We start from the raw sequence: 15,695 nt of genomic DNA on the forward strand, positions 1-15,695 counted from the left end.
ATGATGCGAGGCCTACGCCCATGACTATTCGCCTCTTGTTCGCCAGCCTGCTGCCGTTGCCCTTACTGGTTCATGCAGGCCCCGCCGCCGATTTCGTCAGCGCCAGCCGCCTGCCGCTGCTGGAAGCGCTCAGCGCGGAGAGCGTGGTGGTTGACGCAGACAAACAGCCCCTTCGCCAGCAGCAGGATCGCCTGCTGCCGCTCGACACCGCCGAGCAGCCCAGCGGCGACGTCAAAAAACTCTTTATCAACAACCGGATGCGCGTGCTGATCGCCAACGCCCTCGCCGCGCATCAGCTGGTGAGTCAGCAGGTCGACGTGCGCCTGCGCACCGCGCAGCAGCTGTAAAACGCCGCCGCCAAGCAGCTGCCACTCATTGAACGGCGCCTGGCCGCCGAGCCGGATGCGCAGGTGCGCGCCGCGCTGACGATGGCGGCTGCCAGCCTGCGGCTCAGCGATCCCGACCCGCTGGTATGGCTGAACGCCGTGCAGCAGCTGGGGGAGCTCGAGCCCGCCGGAAACAGAGGCCAGGCTGCAGCGCCTGACGCAGCCCGACAGCTAGCCGGAAGCGGCCGGGCGCGCGGCGGCGGCCGATAGCCTGCAGCAAATCGCCCAGCGCCTGAAGTGGGGCGACCTGCTCGGCCAAGTGTTCAGCGGGCTGTCGCTGGGATCGATTTTACTGCTCGCCGCCCTCGGCCTGGCGATCACCTATGGCCTGCTCGGCGTGATCAATATGGCGCACGGTGAAATGCTGATGATCGGCGCCTACGCCACCTGGCTGGTGCAAAACCTGTTTCAGCAGTTCGCGCCGCAGTGGCTGGCGTAGTATCCGCTGCTGGCGCTGCCGGCGGCGTTTTTCCTCACCGCCGGCATCGGCATGCTGCTGGAGTGCACCGTTATCCGTCATCTCTACGGCCGTCCACTGGAGACGCTGCTGGCGACCTGGGGCATCAGCCTGCTGCTGATCCAGCTAGTGCGCATGCTGTTCGGCGCGCAGAACCTTGAGGTGGCCAACCCGTCATGGCTGTCGAGCGGCCTGCAGGTGCTGCCGAATCTGGTGCTGCCGTGGAACCGCATCGCGGTGAGCCTGTTTGTGATCGGCGTACTGGCGCTGACGTGGCTGCTGCTGAACCGCACCCGCCTGGGCATGAACGTGCGTGCCGTGACCCAGAACCGCGCGATGGCCGACTGCTGCGGCGTGCCGACCAGGCGCGTCGATATGCTCGCCTTTGGGCTGGGATCCGGCATCGCCGGGCTGGGCGGCGTGGCGCTGTCGCAGCTGGGAAACGTCGCTCCTGAACTGGGCCAGGGCTACATTATTGGCTCGTTTCTAGTGGTGGTGCTGGGCGGCGTCGGCCAGCTGGCTGGCACCGTGGTGGCCGCCTTTGGCCTCGGTATCCTGAACAAGGTGCTGGAGCCGCAGATCGGCACGGTGCCAAGCAAAATCCTGATCTGGTGCTGATCGTACTCTTTATTATTCAGAAGCGCCCGCAGGGACTCTTTGCCATGACATGAAAGGGAGGATCCTCGACTGATGACACAGCCACTGCCCCTTAACGTCGCGCGCCGCGCCTGACGCTGCTGTTGGCGCTGCCCTTTTTCGCACTGCTGCCCGCCAGCCATCCGCTGGCGCTCTCGACCTATACGCTGACGCTGGTGGGCAAGATCCTCTGCTACGCCATCGTCGCGGTGGCGCTAGATATGGTGTGGGACTATGCCGGGCTGCTGTCGCTCGGCCACGGCCTCTTTTTTGCGCTGGGCGGCTACGCCATGGGCATGTACCTGATGCGGCGGGCGGCGGCCTGCCGGCGTTTCTCTCGTTTCTCTCCTGGCGCGAACTGCCCTAGTTTTGGGCCGGCACGCAGCACTTTGGCTGGGCGCTCTGCCTGATTATGCTGGTACCCGGTCTGCTGGCGCTGCTGTTCGGGTTCTTCGCCTTCCGTTCGCGCATTAAAGGGGTTTACTTCTCTATCATGACCCAGGCGCTGACCTATGCGGGCATGCTGCTCTTTTTCCGCAACGAAACCGGCTTTGGCGGCAACAACGACTTTACCGGCTTCACCACCCTGCTGGGCTTCAGCATCACCGCCACCGGCACGCGCATCGCCCTGTTTATCGCCACAGTGCTACTGCTGGCGGCCAGCCTGGCGCTGGCGCGCAGCAAGTTCGGCCGGGTGCTGACGGCAGTGCGCGACGTGGAGAACCGCCTGATGTTCTGCGGCTAAGATCCCCGCGGCTTCAAGCTGTTTGTCTGGACGCTCTCCGCCATCCTGTACAGGCTAGCGGGCGCGCTCTATGTGATGCAGGTCGGCATCATCAACCCCAGCGAAATGTCGCCAACCAACTCCATCGAGGCGGCCATCTGGGTGGTGCTGGGCGGACGCGGCACGCTGGTTGGCCCGCTGCTGGGTGCGGCGATCGTCAACAGCGCGAAAAGCCTCTTCACCGTGGCTTTCCCGGAGTTCTGGCTTCTGTTTCTCGGCCTGATGTTTATCCTGGTCACGCTGTTTTTGCCGCGTGACGTGATTGGCCTGCTGTGTCGGAGGCGACATGAGTTATGCCCTGTTTACCCAGCCACAGCCTGCCGACCGCTACCGCGGCCAGCGCGATCCGCTGCTGCAGCTGGAGAAGCTCAACGTCTCTTTTGACGGCTTTCGCGCGCTGACCGATCTGTCGTTGCAGATCGGCGTTGGCGAGCTGCACTGCATTATCGGTCTTAACGGCGCGGGCAAGACCACGCTGATGAACGTGATCACCGGCAAAACCCGCCCCGACAAAGGCCGGGTACCCTATGACCAGAACAGCGATCTCCTGAATTTTGAACTGTACCTGGGCGCTGCGCGCCGTATCGATGCTCTCGGCGATCAGCATTTCCCGCGCCATCACCGATTCGTTGTTTTTCAGCGCCTGTTGGTTAACGCGCAGTCCATGCAGCCCTATAAGCAAGGTCGCCAACAACAGCAGCGTGGCGAGAAATCCCAGTCGCTGCCCAATTTTTAAAATGATTAAGCTTCATAAAGCCGATACCTGCTAATGGTTGGATAAGGCGCCGGACGACGCCACCTATGGTTATCGTCTGGCAAGGGGCAGGCTTTACGACATCGCCGTTTGTTTTACATGACACTTTTATGACACGTTTAAAAGCAACGGGTTAGCGGCGCGCGGCGACGCGCCATTTGCGGGCCGATCCCATAAAGGGTAAGATTGAAGGCCTGCTCAACTCATTAAAAAAAGGCAAGTTTTGCTGTGATTTCCGGCAGTATGGGTCGGCGCAGTACCGCTTTCGGCTATCACTTATCCCAGAGACACATATGGAAACCCGGCGCGACGAACGTATTCAGAAACTGATCCTGGCGCTAAAACGCACCGACAAGCTGCATCTGAAAGACGCCGCACAGCTGCTGTGGGGGTGTCGGAGATGACTATCCGTCGCGACCTGAATGAAGCCACGTCGGCGGTAGTGGTGCTGGGCGGCTATATCGTCAGCGACCCGAAAAGCCACGTCGGGCACTATTTCGTCTCCGATCAGCATGGGCAGAACGCCGCGAAAAAGCAGCGCCTGGCGCAGGCTGCCGCCAGCCTGATCGGCGAGAACGACACGGTGTTTTTCGACTGCGGCACCACCATCCCCTATATCGTCGACGCGCTACCCGACACCCTGCCCTTCACCGCCATTTGCTGCACGATGAACACCTTTCTGGCGCTGAAGGAGAAGCCGGCCTGCAACGTTATCCTGAGCGGCGGCGAATTCCACGCCGACAACGCCGTGTTTACCCCGGTCGGCGCGTACTCGATTCTTGACGATCTCTGCCCGACGCCGGCGTTTATCTCGGCGGCGGGCATCGACCAGTAGCAGGGCGCAACCTGCTACAACCTCAACGGGCTGGCGATGAAGCATCACGCCATGCAGCGCGCGCCAGCGCATTCTGGTGGCCGACAGCAGCAAATTTGGCAAGGTTTTGCCCGCGCGCATCGGCGAGCTGCGCCATTTTGACCTGCTGGTCAGCGACGGCGCGCCGGAGCGCGGACTGGCTGGCCGCACTGCCGCTGCACCTGCCCGACCTAACGCGTCGCCCGCTTTTTTCGCCCTTACGCCGCCGCGCGCGCCGAATTAACCGGACGCGCGGCTGGGATTAGCCAGGCAAAAAGGCTAAACTTCGACACTAATTCACTCACCTAGAATCAGAGGCTCATTATAACGTGGCTCAATTCGTCTATAGCATGCATCGCGTCGGTAAAGTGGTACCGCCGAAGCGTCATATTCTGAAGAACATCTCCCTCAGCTTTTTCCCCGGCGCGAAAATCGGCGTGCTCGGCCTGAACGGCGCGGGTAAATCTACCCTGCTGCGCATCATGGCGGGCATCGACAAAGATATAGAAGGGGAAGCGCGTCCGCAGCCAGGCATCAAAGTGGGCTACCTGCCGCAGGAGCCGCAGCTCAACCCGGAGCAGACGGTGCGCGAATCGATCGAGGAGGCCGTTTCTGAAGTGGTCGGCGCGCTGAAGCGTCTGAATGAGGTCTATGCGCTCTACGCCGAGCCGGACGCCGACTTCGACAAGCTGGCCGCCGAGCAGGGCCGTCTGGAAGAGGTTATCCAGGCGCACGACGGCCACAACCTGGAAACTCAGCTGGAGCGCGCCGCCGATGCGATGCGTCTGCCGGACTGGGACGCAAAAATCGGCAACCTCTCCGGCGGTGAGCGTCGCCGCGTGGCGATGTGCCGCCTGCTGCTGGAAAAACCGGACATGCTGCTGCTGGACGAACCGACCAACCACCTGGACGCCGAGTCCGTGGCCTGGCTGGAGCGCTTCCTGCACGAGTTCGAAGGCACCGTAGTGGCGATTACCCACGACCGCTACTTCCTCGACAACGTCGCCGGCTGGATCTTGGAGCTGGACCGTGGTGAGGGCATTCCGTGGGAGGGCAACTACTCCTCCTGGCTGGAACAGAAAGATCAGCGACTGGCGCAGGAAGCCTCTGCCGAAGCGGCGCGTCGCAAATCGATCAAGAAAGAGCTGGAGTGGGTGCGTCAGGGCACCAAAGGCCGTCAGTCTAAAGGCAAGGCGCGTCTGGCCCGCTTTGAGGAGCTGAACAGCACCGAATATCAGAAGCGTAACGAGACCAGCGAACTCTTTATTCCGCCGGGTCCGCGCTTGGGCGATAAAGTGGTCGAGGTGAAAAACCTGACCAAATCCTACGGAGACCGCGTGCTGATCGACGATCTCTCCTTCTCGGTGCCGAAAGGCGCTATCGTTGGTATTATCGGTCCTAACGGCGCGGGTAAATCGACCTTGTTCCGCATGATGACTGGCCAGGAGCAGCCGGATGCCGGCACTATCGAGCTGGGCGACACCGTGAAGCTGGCGTCGGTGGATCAGTTCCGCGACGCAATGGATAATTCCAAAACCGTGTGGAAAGAGGTTTCTGGTGGGCTGGACACCATGCGCATCGGCACCTTCGAGATGCCGAGCCGCGCCTATGTTGGCCGTTTTAACTTCAAAGGCACCGATCAGGGCAAACGCGTCGGCGAACTCTCCGGCGGTGAGCGCGGTCGTCTGCACCTAGCGAAGCTGCTGCAGATTGGCGGCAACCTGCTGCTGCTTGACGAACCGACCAACGACCTGGACATCGAAACCCTACGCGCGCTGGAAAACGCCCTGCTGGAGTTCCCGGGCTGTGCCATGGTGATCTCGCACGACCGCTGGTTCCTCGACCGTATCGCCACCCATATCCTCGACTACCAGGATGAGGGCAAGGTGAAGTTCTTCGAGGGCAACTTCAGCGAGTACGAAGAGTACAAGAAGCGCACCCTCGGCGCCGACGCGCTGGAGCCGAAGCGCATCAAGTACAAGCGTATCGCCAAGTAATCTCCCCAGGCGGCAGCAATGCCGCCTTTTCTTTTTCTGTGACTCCCTGCGCGTTTCTTTGTCTTTTCGCCCAATTATTCCCGCTATTTCGCCCTTAACCCTGGGCTGTCGCCTGATGTGACGCGCGGGCGTGCTTTTTATACTCGCTGCTGATCTGACCCGCTCTCCCTTACCGTTCCGGCAGGCTCTGACAATAATTCACGCCGGAGGTCATCTTACGAGGTTTATGGCATGAAAATAGTGTCCATCAACGTAATGCGTATCGCAATCCCCTTTGACGCGCAGCGGCGCGCGCCCAAGCAGAAGGAAACCACCTTCAACGCCGCCTCGCCGTCGCTGCGCCGGATGGAGACGCTGCTGATCAAAATCAGTACCGACAATGGCCTGTGCGGTTGGGGCGAAGCCTTTGGCCATCTGGCTAACCCCGTCACTGAACAGGCGCTCTGCACGCTTGTCGCCCCGCTTTTCATCGGCAAAGCCCTGCCCGATTCGCCGCAGGCGATAGCGGAGCTGATGCAGCAGGAGGAACAGGCGCTGCACGCCTTTGGGGCCCGGTGCGCTACGCGCTCTCCGCGGTGGATATCGCGCTGTGGGACGCGCTGGGGCAGCGCCAGCAGCAACCGCTCTGGCAGCTGCTCGGCGCCATGCAGCAGCGCATTGAACGCTACGCCAGCCTGATCAGCTACGATAACGATCCGGTGGCCGTGGCGGCGCAGATGAAGCGCGGCTAGGCGCAGGGCTTTACCACGCTGAAGCTGCATGAAACCCACGTTGGCGCGATCCAGGCGGCGCGCGCGCTGCAGCTCGGCTGGCTGGAAGAGCCAATCTGGCCGCCAGACGATTATCAGAGGCTAGCGCAGCTGAAGCGCGTCGGCATGCCGCTGGCGGCAGGCGAAAACGTCGACGGCGACTGGGGCTTTATCAACTGGCTGGAAAACGGCGCGGTGGATGTGGCGCAGCCGAGCGTGGCGAAAGTGGGCGGCATCAGCGCCGCGCTGCGGGTGTTTGCTGCGGCGCAGCCCTACCGCGTGCGGGTGGTGCCGCACTGCTTCTACCACGGCGCTGGCATGCTGGCGACCGCCCACCTGGTGGCGCATCTGCCTGACGACGTCAAGATGGAGGTGCCGTGGATCGCCTTTGAGGCAGCGCTCTATCCCGACCTGCCGCGCGACGTGGTCTTCACCCTCTCCTCGCGCCCCGGCCTCGGCTATGCGCCCGATGAGGATGTGCTGCGCCATTACCGCCTCTCCCTGACGACGATCACCCTCAACGGAGCACGCCGCCATGTTTAAACGCTACCGTTTCGTCATCGCGCTGCTGCTGTTTTTCGCTGGCATGCTCAACTACCTCGACCGCGCCGCCCTGTCGGTGATGGCGCCGCTGATTAAAAGCGATCTGCATATCAACGACGCCAGCATGGGCATCCTGTTTAGATGTTTTTTTATCGGCTACTGCGCCTTCTGCTTTCTCGGCGGCTGGGCCGCCGCGCCGCTGGGCGGCGAGCATCTGGTCGCTGTTCTGCGGCGCCACCGCGCTAGTCACCGGCTTTACCCACCTGCTGATCGTGCGCATGCTGTTCGACATCGGCGAAGGGCCGATGGGCACCACTACCAACAAATCGATCGCCAACTGGTTTCCGAAACAAGAGACCGGGCGCTCGGTCGGCTTCACCAACGCCGGACAGCCGCTCGGCTCGGCCATCGCGGCGCCGATTATCGGGCTGGTGGGATTGCACTACGGCTGGCGCATCGCCTTTATCGTCATCGCGCTGGCGGGCTTTGTCTGGGTGGCCTGCTGGCTGTGTCTGTTCCGCGACAGACCAGAGGATCATCCGCGCGGCGGCGCGGCGGAGCGCGAGCTGATCGGCAGCCAGCGCCCGGCGACGCAGGCCGCCGCTTACCCCATTCGCTGTGGCGCTATATCTTTTCGCTGCTGGTGCTGGGTGTGGCGAGCACCTTTTTCTGCTTTAACTACATAATAGTACTTTTCCTGTCGTGGCTGCCGAGCTACCTCACCGACTTTCAGCATCTGGATATTAAAAGCATGAGCACTATCGGCGTGCTGCCGTAGCTGGGGGCGACGGTGGGCTTTCCCGGCGGCGGGCTGGTGTCTGACTGGCTGTTTCGCCGCACGCAAAACTTCCTGCTGTCGTGCCAGCTGATGATTTTCGTCGGGCTGGCGGTGGCGGCGCTCTGCGTGCTGCTTACGGCGTGGAACAAGGATGTGGTCAGCGCCGTTGCCTTGATCACGCTGGCCAGCGTCTTCGCCTATATGACGCCGCAGGCGTGCTGGTCGCTGCTGCAGGATATTGTGCCGGCAGGCCGCATCGGCACCGCGGGCGGCTTTGTGCATTTGCTGGCGAATCTGGCGGGGATTTTGTCGCCGGGCATTACTGGCTTTTTGAGTCAGTATGGCGGCGGCTACCATACGGCGTTTCTGCTGGCGAGCGTACTGGCGCTGGCCGGTATGCTGCTGCTGGCGCTGCTGGTGCGGCAAAAAGGGCTCAATACCCTGCGCGCGCTGGCCGCCTCTTGGGCAGCCGGGGGCGGCGTCCCGGTTTTCCATCAGCCCTTGCCGTCCAGCATCGCTTTGACCAGCTCGATGCAGCGCAGGAAGCGCGTATCGTAGTCATCTTCACGCACGTGCACGAACTCGACGTTGTTTTCGCGCAGCATGGTCACCAGCATCGACTGAAACTCGCGGCGATCTACCGAGCTGCCGAGGCTGCGCAGGCCGTCCGCCACCCAGGGCACGTTGTTCTCCAGCAGGATCACCAGATCGAAGCGGTATTCGTCGATCAGCGCCTGCACGAAAGGATGCTCGCGCCCCTCATATTTCAGGCAGAACGCCTGGGTAGTGATGAAGTCGGTGTCGATAAAGGCGACCTTATTGGCGTACTTCACCGCAAAGTCGATGTACTGCGCCTGGCCGAGGGCGATCTTGTCGTAGTCGGAGTACTGTAGCGCCATCTCGTCGCCGCCGAGGTGGGAGAAGACGTAGTCGCGGCCATACTCCCAGGCGCTGGTGGTGTTGAAGATGTTGGCCAGCTTGTTGACCAGCGTCGACTTGCCGCTCGACTCGCCGCCGAGCACCGCCACGGTGCGCACGAAGAAGGGCTTCACCTCGGTAGGAATATATTCCCAGTAGCGGAACGGATCCTGGCGGATCTGCGCGCCGCTGATGTTCATAAAGGATCGCGTCGGATCCACCAGCACGGTCTGCACGCCGAGGTGCTGCTGATACATCTCCGCGTCCGCGGTTTCGCTGGTGTAGATACAGTCGGGCGCGATTCCCTGCTCGCTGAGAAAGGCTTTTACCCCTTCGCTCCAGACGTCCCAGCCGTGCGGATAGGGCTCGATGCCCTCTTCGTTGAAGGAGTGAATGCGGATGTTTTTCTGGTACTTAAAGGTCTGCAGCAGCCAGCGCAGCCGATCGCTGACGGTCGGCTGCTGCGACATAGCGCTGTTCTCGAACAGCTCGCGATCGCGCGGCTCGTCGTGCCCCATGATGATATGCAGCTCGTCCACCTGGCTGCAGGCGCGCTGGATCAGGTAGATGTGGCCGGTATGCAGCGGGTAAAACTTGCCGAACACCACGCCGACGGTTTTATCGCGGCGCGGGAACTCCAGCCCCAGGAACCGATGCAGCGCCTCCAGCTTTTGCGCGCTCGGGCTTTTGATTTTAGCGTTGAGCAGCTGGCTCAGATAGCCCTTGGTCATCCCGCTGGCGTCGGCCACCTGCTGCAGGGTGTGCCCCTGCTGGCGAATGGCGGTTTTCAGATAGTCGAACGACGTCATGCTGCCTCCTGCATCGATTAGCGTTGCGTGGAGTGTACCCGCTCAGTCGTTAAAGCTCATCCAGTATTGCCAGCGCGTCCGCCAGTTTTTTCGCGCTGTAAACCTTCATGCCGTCGATCGCTTTTTTCGGCGCATTGCCGGCCGGCACGATGGCGCGCTTAAAGCCGTGCTTGGCCGCTTCGGAGATGCGCTCCTGGCCGCTCGGCACCGGACGGATCTCGCCCGCCAGCCCCACCTCGCCGAAGATCACCAGATCCTGCGGCAGCGGACGGTCGTGCAGGCTCGATACCATCGCCAGCAGCAGCGCCAGATCGGCGCTGGTCTCGGTGACCTTCACGCCGCCGACCACGTTGACGAATACATCCAGGCCTGCCATCTGCAGGCCGCCGTGGCGGTGCAGCACCGCCAGCAGGATCGCCAACCGGTTCTGCTCCAGCCCGACCGCAACGCGGCGCGGGTTGACCATCATCGATTGATCCACCAGTGCCTGGATCTCCACCAGCAGCGGGCGCGTGCCTTCCCAGACCACCATCACCGAGCTGCCGGCGGTGATCTCGTCGCCGCGCGACAGGAAGATCGCCGAGGGGTTGCTGACCTCGCGCATGCCCTGTTCGGTCATGGCGAAAACGCCCAGCTCGTTGACGGCGCCGAAACGGTTTTTATGGCTGCGCAGCGTGCGGAAGCGCGAGTCGGCGTCGCCGTCCAGCAGCACCGAACAATCGATGCAGTGCTCCAGCACCTTCGGGCCGGCCAGCGAGCCATCTTTGGTAACGTGGCCGACCATCACGATCGCCACGCCGCGCGTTTTGGCAAAGCGCGTCAGGTAGGCGGCGGTTTCGCGCACCTGCGCCACGCTGCCCGGCGACGACTGGATATCAGCCATGTGCATCACCTGGATGGAGTCGATCACTATCAGCTTTGGCTCTTCCTGCTCAGCGATCTGGCAGATCTGCTCGATGCTGGTTTCCGACAGCATATTGAGGTTTTCGCTCGGCAGGCCGAGGCGGTGCGCGCGCATCGCCACCTGCTGTAGCGACTCTTCGCCGGTGACGTAGAGAGTTTTCATCTCCTGCGCCAGACGGCACATCACCTGCAACAGCAGCGTTGACTTGCCCGCGCCAGGGTTGCCGCCAATCAGGATGGCGCTGCCCGGCACCACGCCGCCACCCAGCACGCGGTCGAACTCTTTAAAGCCGGTAGAGAAGCGCGGCAGCGCCTCTAGGCTGATTTGCGACAACTTCTGCACCCGGCTGACGCCCGCGCTGCCGGCGTAGCCGCTCAGCCGCTCGTTGCGCGCCGCCGCCGGCGAGGCCGCGATGCGCACTTCGGTGATGGTGTTCCAGGCGTGGCAGGCGCTGCATTGCCCCTGCCAGCGCGGATAGTCTGCGCCGCATTCGTTGCAAACGAAGGCGCATTTTGCCGCTTTGGCCAAATCAGTACCTCTAACGCTCTTCGTGAATCAAGCTGCCGCTAAGGATGCAAAACACCCCCATCAGATCGGCGTGACGGATGGTAATGGCCGCCTGCTTGTTCACTTTGGGTTTAGCATGATAGGCGATACCCAGCGCCGCGGCCTTTATCATCGGCAGGTCGTTGGCGCCGTCGCCGATAGCGACGGTTTGCTCCGGCGCGATGTCGAATCGCTGTGCCAGTTTCTTCAGAGTATCGGCCTTGTATTGCGCGTCGACAATCTCGCCCAGCACTTCGCCGGTCAGCTTGCCGTCGCGCATTTCCAGCTGATTGGCGACGATATGCACTAGATGCAGCTTATCGCGCAGGTATTCCGCGAAATAGGTGAAGCCGCCGGAGGCGATCGCCACCTGCCAGCCCAGCGCCTGCAGCTTCTGCACCAGCTCGGTGAGTCCCGGCATCAGCGGCAGCACGTCGCGTACCTGCTTCAGAATATTGGCGTCGGCGCCTTTCAGCGTCGCCACGCGCTGGCGCAGGCTGGCAGTAAAGTCCAGCTCGCCGTGCATCGCACGCTCGGTCACTTCCGCAACCAGCTCGCCGCTGCCCGCCAGTTTGGCGATCTCATCGATGCACTCGATCTCAATCGCGGTAGAATCCATGTCCATCACTAGCAGGCCCGGCGTTTTCAGTTGCGGGATCTTGCCCAGCGGCGCGACGTCGAGGCCGTACTCATGCGCCAGCCTGGAGGCGCGCGCCGTCAGCGAACCGGCCAGGCGCACAACCTGATACTCATCGATACGCCAGGCGCTGACGATCACCATCGCCGCCCCCAGCTGATGCTGGTAATCGGTAAGCTGCTGCTTATCCAGCCCGCGGCCGTAGAGCAGCCAGCCGGTCCGACCGGCACGGTAGTCCAGCGGCATCACTTCATCGCCGCTAAGGGAAAGGGGCAAACCCGGCCATTCGGAGAGGTCGGCGGGCAAATCGCACCAGGAAAGATGGTTTGGCATCAGGGCTCCTGTAGGGGACAACAAAACCACGCAAGAGGCTACCTTGTCTGCGCCGCTTCTGGCAACATAGTCTCCTGGTTTCTGTTGTGACGTGATACGGGTAATTGACGGCTAAAAGCGCACTGATATCTCGCCTCCATTGCACGGTGATCTCGCTCAGGGCGCCTCCTGGTTCAGCCTCAGCCATCAGATGACGCGCTCAGAACAGGTTGAAGAGCTGGCGAAAACGCTGACGACGGCAGCCTGGTGGCGCACAGCGGCAAGAATATCAACGTGTGCGATCGCCTAGCGCGTCGACGGCAAGCGCGACGGCAGCTACTTCAACCACCAGCTAGTGCAGCCGCTCGGCAACAGCGACGGCCCGCTCGGCTTTCTGCGCGTCACGCTCGATACGCACGTGCTGGTCACCGAATCGCGCCAGGTGGACAACACCACCAATATCCTGCGCCTGATGATGCTGCTGGCGCTCGCTATCGGCATTATCCTGTCACGCACGCTGCTGCGCGATCGCCGCACCCGCTGGCAAGCAGTCGCCCTTTTTGCTGACCGCCAGCACGCCGGTGAAAGAGGATAGCGACGACGAGGGCGAGAAAAAGGAGCCTACGCCTTAAGCCATCTGCGCGATAGTCGCGTCGAGCGCCTACACCTGCTGCAAAGCCTAGCACACAATAGTGCGAAACGCTTCGCTGAACGTCTCCTCATTGATAACCGCTTGCCAGTAAGTCTTCGCCATCACGCTGGCGAGCTGCCAGACCGCGCACGTCAACGTCGTATCTACCCGAAACGTCACGTTATCGCGCATCTGGCCCAGACTGTTGGGCGCTAGCGCCATCGGCAACATATCGTAGGCGGGCGTCAGCATCAGCCTGTCGCCGTCCATAAAGAAAGAGAGGTTGCCCGCATGCATGTCGCTGTTGGCGATAAGGCAGCCAAAATCCCACTGTAGCGTGCCCTGGTGCGCATCCTGCTCGCTTATCTTTTTTGTCTGCGCCAGCTGGCGCAACGCGGCGGGCCAGTGTGCCAGGCTACCGAGAAAATCGGCGCCGACCGCCTCCAGCGAAACCATGCGGCGCCGTCCTCATTGTTTAATGCGGTCGAAGAGCTCGACTTCAAGGAACAGCTGCGAATTTATCTCAATCAGCTGACTGAGCGCCGTCGGCAGGTTATTTTGCGCCAGCAGATTAAGCGCAAGGTCAAGGTGTTCAGCGCGCAGCAAATCGCGCCAGCGCTGACTGCTTTTGTTCTCGCGCTGACCGCTGAATTTCACCAGACAATGGCCGTTATCTTCGGTGTAGCAGAGCAACTTCGGCTGTTCGCCGCCAGCCGAAGAGCCAGACTCTTCACCTCCCAGCGCTCGCTCCGCCAGTTGCGGATAACGCTGGCCTTTTTCGTGGTGGGCACTTCCGGTTCACGGGCGGTAAGCCAGCGTTGATAAGAAACCTGGCCGATCAGCCAGTTGCCAGGTATATCAACGCAGGTTTTACCCAGCGCCAGCAGGCTTTAATCGTCGTTCCACAGGCGAATATCTGCCGGCAGCCCAAGTGCCGTCGCGCTTTCCCGTCCCTAATGCGCGACCTAAAAATCCCTGTGGTCGCATATCGCTAAGAAACCAGGGCCGCCCGGCATAAAACTGCCACTCTCCCGCTGTGCCCTGCACCACGTAGATCCCCTGCGGCCATACTGGTCTCGCAGTGTGCCCGCCGCATGCGCGCCCCCCCGCTTAGTCAATGCGCCACAGTGGCCATTCATCTGTCTGGTGGATTGGCCGCAGCAGCGCATAGCGCGTCGCCCGCGCGCGACCATATTTCAGGATATCTGTTTGCCGGGCCACCAGCCGCAACAGGGGTGCCTGGCTGACGTAAAGCCGAGCCATCAGTTCAGCCGCCGATAGCAGTCCTTCTAGCAACAGTGAAGTCAGCTTAGACATTGGGCACTCGTGAATAGATTTGTGAATAGATACTACATGACAAAAGGCCCATTGGATGGGCCTTTTAGTGTAAATGAGGGGATATAATGAATAGATATTCAGGCCAGCAGCAGCGCCTTCAGCTCGCCCAGCAAGCTCACCGTCCAGCTCGGATGGATATGCGCGGGCAGCGGGCGCGTGCCATGATCGAGCCAGCAGGTTTTCAGCCCGGCGTTCATGCCGCCGAGAATATCGGACTCCGGCGTATCACCCACCATCAGCACGCGGCTGCGATCCGGGTTGCCCATCTTCTCCAGCGCGTAGTCGAAAATCGCGACGTCCGGCTTGGGCACGCCCACCTGCTCGGAGATCACCAGCGCGGAGAAGTAGTCGCGAAAGCCGGTGCGCTCAAGGCGCGCCTGCTGCAGCGCGGTAAAGCCGTTGGTGATAATGCCCATCGGCACCTGGTTATGCAGCGTATGCATCAGGCTGACCACGCCCTCCAGCGGCACGCAGATTTCCGACATGGCGCTGAGGAAGCCGCTGTTAAGCACCTCCGGCGCCACGCTGAGCTTCTCCGCCCAGTAGGTAAAACGGCGCGTCTGCAGCTGCAACGCTGAGATCGCGCCGTTCTGGTAGTCGACCCACAGCGGCGTGTTGAGCGCCTGATAGTCGACGTAATCCTGATCGGTGAAGTGCACGTCATAGCCGGCAAACAGGCGTTGCAACCCGGCGAAGGCGTCAAAATGAAAAAGGGTATCGTCGGCATCGAACAGGATGCAGTCCCAGTCTTTTAGCATTACAGCTCCTTAGGGCCTACAGCGTCAGCGCCATGATAATGGCGTCTTCACGTCCGCTGGCGGTGGGATAGTAGTTGGGGCGGCGGCTCACCTGGTGAAAATCGAGCTGTTCGTACAGCGCGATAGCGGGATGGTTAGAGGCGCGCACCTCCAGCCACAGCGTCATCACCTCGCGCTTCTCCAGCTCGGCGATCAGATGCTGCAATAACTGGCGGCCATAGCCGCGCCGCTGGAAAGCGGGATCGACGGCGATATTGAACAACGACGCCTCATCTAGCACCACCTGGGTGATGGCGAAGGCAGCCATCACGCCGTCAGCGTCGAGGCGATAGTTAAGAAAGCGTTCGCCCTGATTGCTGGCGAAGGTCTGTTCGCGCCACGGAAAGGCGTGGCTACGGCGCTCAATGGCGAAGGCCTGCGCCGTGTCCTCAGGGATGAGGAAAGAGATCGCTGTCATGGTTACACATCTGTTGCCAAAGCGCGCGTTTCGCCGCGCCGCTGCTGGAGAGTTCGCTTAACGAGGAGGAGTAGAGCGCCACGCCGGTAAAGGGGTGCGTGCAGTCGATGCCGATTAGCCAGCCCGCGCACGGCGTCGACTCCGGCAGCATCAGCAGCTGATCGGGGGTCAGCGTCATCACCTGGGCGGGCTGCAGGCCAAGCACGTGCAGCACGTCGCGTACCAGCGGCTCGTGCAGGCCGGGCGGGACGTTGGCGACGATAATCAGCCTGGTGTCTGGCATCAGCCGCACCGCGATTTCGCCCTGGAGCACGCGCGGGCGACGCAGTTGATACTGTGTTATTCCCATTTGCTGTAACAGCCAGTCGCGCCTGGACGTCATGTTCTACCTTCGATGTGCTGCCGGAATGCGACGCTATGCTAGCAAACCCATCGAACATGCGCCAAC

18 protein-coding genes and 5 pseudogenes are annotated in these 15,695 nt (G+C 61.7%); 12 read left to right on the top strand and 11 right to left on the bottom strand.

Translation table 11 applies throughout. The features are described from left to right. The first annotated feature begins 20 nt into the window (after positions 1–20). The 5 genes and pseudogenes from urtB (at position 21) to ettA (ending at position 5,867) form a co-directional block, all read left to right on the top strand. Positions 21–1,514: pseudogene (urtB, locus tag EIO60_RS07800) on the top strand (urea ABC transporter permease subunit UrtB). Between the two features lie 57 nt (positions 1,515–1,571). Then, a pseudogene (gene urtC / locus EIO60_RS07805) lies at positions 1,572–2,548 on the top strand (urea ABC transporter permease subunit UrtC); the annotation flags it as partial. Position 2,549: 1 nt separating this feature from the next. Further along, complete coding sequence (locus tag EIO60_RS07810) at positions 2,550–2,999, top strand: ATP-binding cassette domain-containing protein (protein WP_258576426.1); 450 nt, start codon at positions 2,550–2,552, stop codon at positions 2,997–2,999. A gap of 311 nt (positions 3,000–3,310) precedes the next feature. Beyond that, positions 3,311–4,114, top strand: a pseudogene (gene deoR / locus EIO60_RS07815) (DNA-binding transcriptional repressor DeoR). An 85-nt stretch (positions 4,115–4,199) separates the two neighbouring features. Further along, complete coding sequence (ettA, locus tag EIO60_RS07820; protein ID WP_258576427.1) at positions 4,200–5,867, top strand: energy-dependent translational throttle protein EttA; 1,668 nt, start codon at positions 4,200–4,202, stop codon at positions 5,865–5,867. Between the two features lie 210 nt (positions 5,868–6,077). On the opposite strand, the gene EIO60_RS07825 is transcribed toward ettA, so the two are convergent. Further along, on the bottom strand, positions 6,078–6,407 hold the full coding sequence (locus EIO60_RS07825) for a hypothetical protein (RefSeq protein ID WP_258576428.1): 330 nt from the start codon (positions 6,405–6,407) through the stop codon (positions 6,078–6,080). A gap of 14 nt (positions 6,408–6,421) precedes the next feature. Between EIO60_RS07825 and EIO60_RS07830 the strand changes: the two genes are divergently transcribed. Both EIO60_RS07830 and EIO60_RS07835 read left to right on the top strand, forming a co-directional pair. Next, positions 6,422–6,598 carry a hypothetical protein gene (locus tag EIO60_RS07830; protein WP_258576429.1) on the top strand — a complete coding sequence of 59 codons (177 nt, stop codon included), beginning with the start codon at positions 6,422–6,424 and terminating at the stop codon, positions 6,596–6,598. Positions 6,599–6,691: 93 nt separating this feature from the next. After that, positions 6,692–7,159, top strand: coding sequence for an enolase C-terminal domain-like protein (locus EIO60_RS07835; RefSeq protein ID WP_258576543.1), 468 nt, complete (start codon positions 6,692–6,694; stop codon positions 7,157–7,159). On the opposite strand, the gene EIO60_RS07840 is transcribed toward EIO60_RS07835, so the two are convergent. Then, the gene (locus EIO60_RS07840; RefSeq protein ID WP_258576430.1) at positions 7,134–7,439 is read right to left on the bottom strand and encodes a hypothetical protein; all 306 of its coding nucleotides are present in this window, start codon (positions 7,437–7,439) and stop codon (positions 7,134–7,136) included. The two genes, EIO60_RS07835 and EIO60_RS07840, sit on opposite strands and share 26 nt — an antisense overlap. On the opposite strand from EIO60_RS07840, the gene EIO60_RS07845 reads away from it, so the two are divergent. The 3 genes from EIO60_RS07845 to EIO60_RS07855 are packed head-to-tail and all read left to right on the top strand — an operon-like array spanning position 7,381 to position 8,495. Continuing rightward, positions 7,381–7,845, top strand: coding sequence for an MFS transporter (locus EIO60_RS07845; RefSeq protein WP_258576544.1), 465 nt, complete (start codon positions 7,381–7,383; stop codon positions 7,843–7,845). The two genes, EIO60_RS07840 and EIO60_RS07845, sit on opposite strands and share 59 nt — an antisense overlap. After that, on the top strand, positions 7,812–7,937 hold the full coding sequence (locus EIO60_RS07850) for a hypothetical protein (protein ID WP_258576431.1): 126 nt from the start codon (positions 7,812–7,814) through the stop codon (positions 7,935–7,937). Before EIO60_RS07845 ends, EIO60_RS07850 begins: the two co-directional genes overlap by 34 nt. Positions 7,938–7,949: 12 nt before the next feature. Next, the gene (locus EIO60_RS07855; protein WP_258576432.1) at positions 7,950–8,495 is read left to right on the top strand and encodes an MFS transporter; all 546 of its coding nucleotides are present in this window, start codon (positions 7,950–7,952) and stop codon (positions 8,493–8,495) included. Here EIO60_RS07855 and nadR read toward each other — a convergent pair. From nadR to serB, 3 genes are read right to left on the bottom strand one after another with little or no spacing between them, the layout of a single operon-like run. Continuing rightward, a complete protein-coding gene (gene nadR / locus EIO60_RS07860) occupies positions 8,432–9,664 on the bottom strand; it encodes a multifunctional transcriptional regulator/nicotinamide-nucleotide adenylyltransferase/ribosylnicotinamide kinase NadR (RefSeq protein ID WP_258576433.1) in 1,233 nt (410 codons plus the stop codon). The genes EIO60_RS07855 and nadR overlap by 64 nt on opposite strands. Positions 9,665–9,713: 49 nt before the next feature. After that, entirely contained in the window at positions 9,714–11,096 is a 1,383-nt protein-coding gene (gene radA / locus EIO60_RS07865; protein ID WP_258576434.1) for a DNA repair protein RadA, read from the bottom strand. A 10-nt stretch (positions 11,097–11,106) separates the two neighbouring features. Continuing rightward, entirely contained in the window at positions 11,107–12,084 is a 978-nt protein-coding gene (serB, locus tag EIO60_RS07870; RefSeq protein ID WP_258576435.1) for a phosphoserine phosphatase, read from the bottom strand. A 127-nt stretch (positions 12,085–12,211) separates the two neighbouring features. Here serB and EIO60_RS07875 point away from each other — a divergent pair. Beyond that, positions 12,212–12,695: pseudogene (locus tag EIO60_RS07875) on the top strand (AhpA/YtjB family protein). Positions 12,696–12,742: 47 nt separating this feature from the next. On the opposite strand, the gene EIO60_RS07880 reads toward EIO60_RS07875, so the two are convergent. Continuing rightward, positions 12,743–13,150 carry a HipA domain-containing protein gene (locus EIO60_RS07880; RefSeq protein WP_258576436.1) on the bottom strand — a complete coding sequence of 136 codons (408 nt, stop codon included), beginning with the start codon at positions 13,148–13,150 and terminating at the stop codon, positions 12,743–12,745. A gap of 15 nt (positions 13,151–13,165) precedes the next feature. Here EIO60_RS07880 and EIO60_RS07885 point away from each other — a divergent pair, with 15 nt between their 5' ends. Then, on the top strand, positions 13,166–13,516 hold the full coding sequence (locus tag EIO60_RS07885) for a hypothetical protein (RefSeq protein ID WP_258576437.1): 351 nt from the start codon (positions 13,166–13,168) through the stop codon (positions 13,514–13,516). 48 nt (positions 13,517–13,564) lie between these two features. Here the strand turns inward: EIO60_RS07885 and EIO60_RS17270 are convergent. From EIO60_RS17270 to EIO60_RS07905, 5 genes and pseudogenes are all read right to left on the bottom strand, one after another. Then, positions 13,565–13,759 (bottom strand): annotated as a pseudogene (locus tag EIO60_RS17270) (hypothetical protein); the annotation flags it as partial. A gap of 45 nt (positions 13,760–13,804) precedes the next feature. Next, positions 13,805–14,011, bottom strand: a complete 207-nt coding sequence (locus tag EIO60_RS07890; protein WP_258576438.1) for a hypothetical protein — start codon at positions 14,009–14,011, stop codon at positions 13,805–13,807. A 98-nt stretch (positions 14,012–14,109) separates the two neighbouring features. Beyond that, positions 14,110–14,790 carry a pyrimidine 5'-nucleotidase gene (yjjG, locus tag EIO60_RS07895; protein WP_258576439.1) on the bottom strand — a complete coding sequence of 227 codons (681 nt, stop codon included), beginning with the start codon at positions 14,788–14,790 and terminating at the stop codon, positions 14,110–14,112. Between the two features lie 16 nt (positions 14,791–14,806). Beyond that, on the bottom strand, positions 14,807–15,247 hold the full coding sequence (gene rimI / locus EIO60_RS07900; protein WP_258576440.1) for a ribosomal protein S18-alanine N-acetyltransferase: 441 nt from the start codon (positions 15,245–15,247) through the stop codon (positions 14,807–14,809). Next, positions 15,219–15,629, bottom strand: coding sequence for a DNA polymerase III subunit psi (locus EIO60_RS07905; protein ID WP_258576441.1), 411 nt, complete (start codon positions 15,627–15,629; stop codon positions 15,219–15,221). The genes rimI and EIO60_RS07905 overlap by 29 nt, the downstream gene beginning before the upstream one ends. Between the last annotated feature and the right edge of the window lie 66 nt (positions 15,630–15,695).

Origin of the sequence: Candidatus Pantoea persica (genome assembly GCF_013753875.1) — a bacterium.
Classification (GTDB): Bacteria; Pseudomonadota; Gammaproteobacteria; order Enterobacterales; family Enterobacteriaceae; genus Pantoea; species Pantoea persica.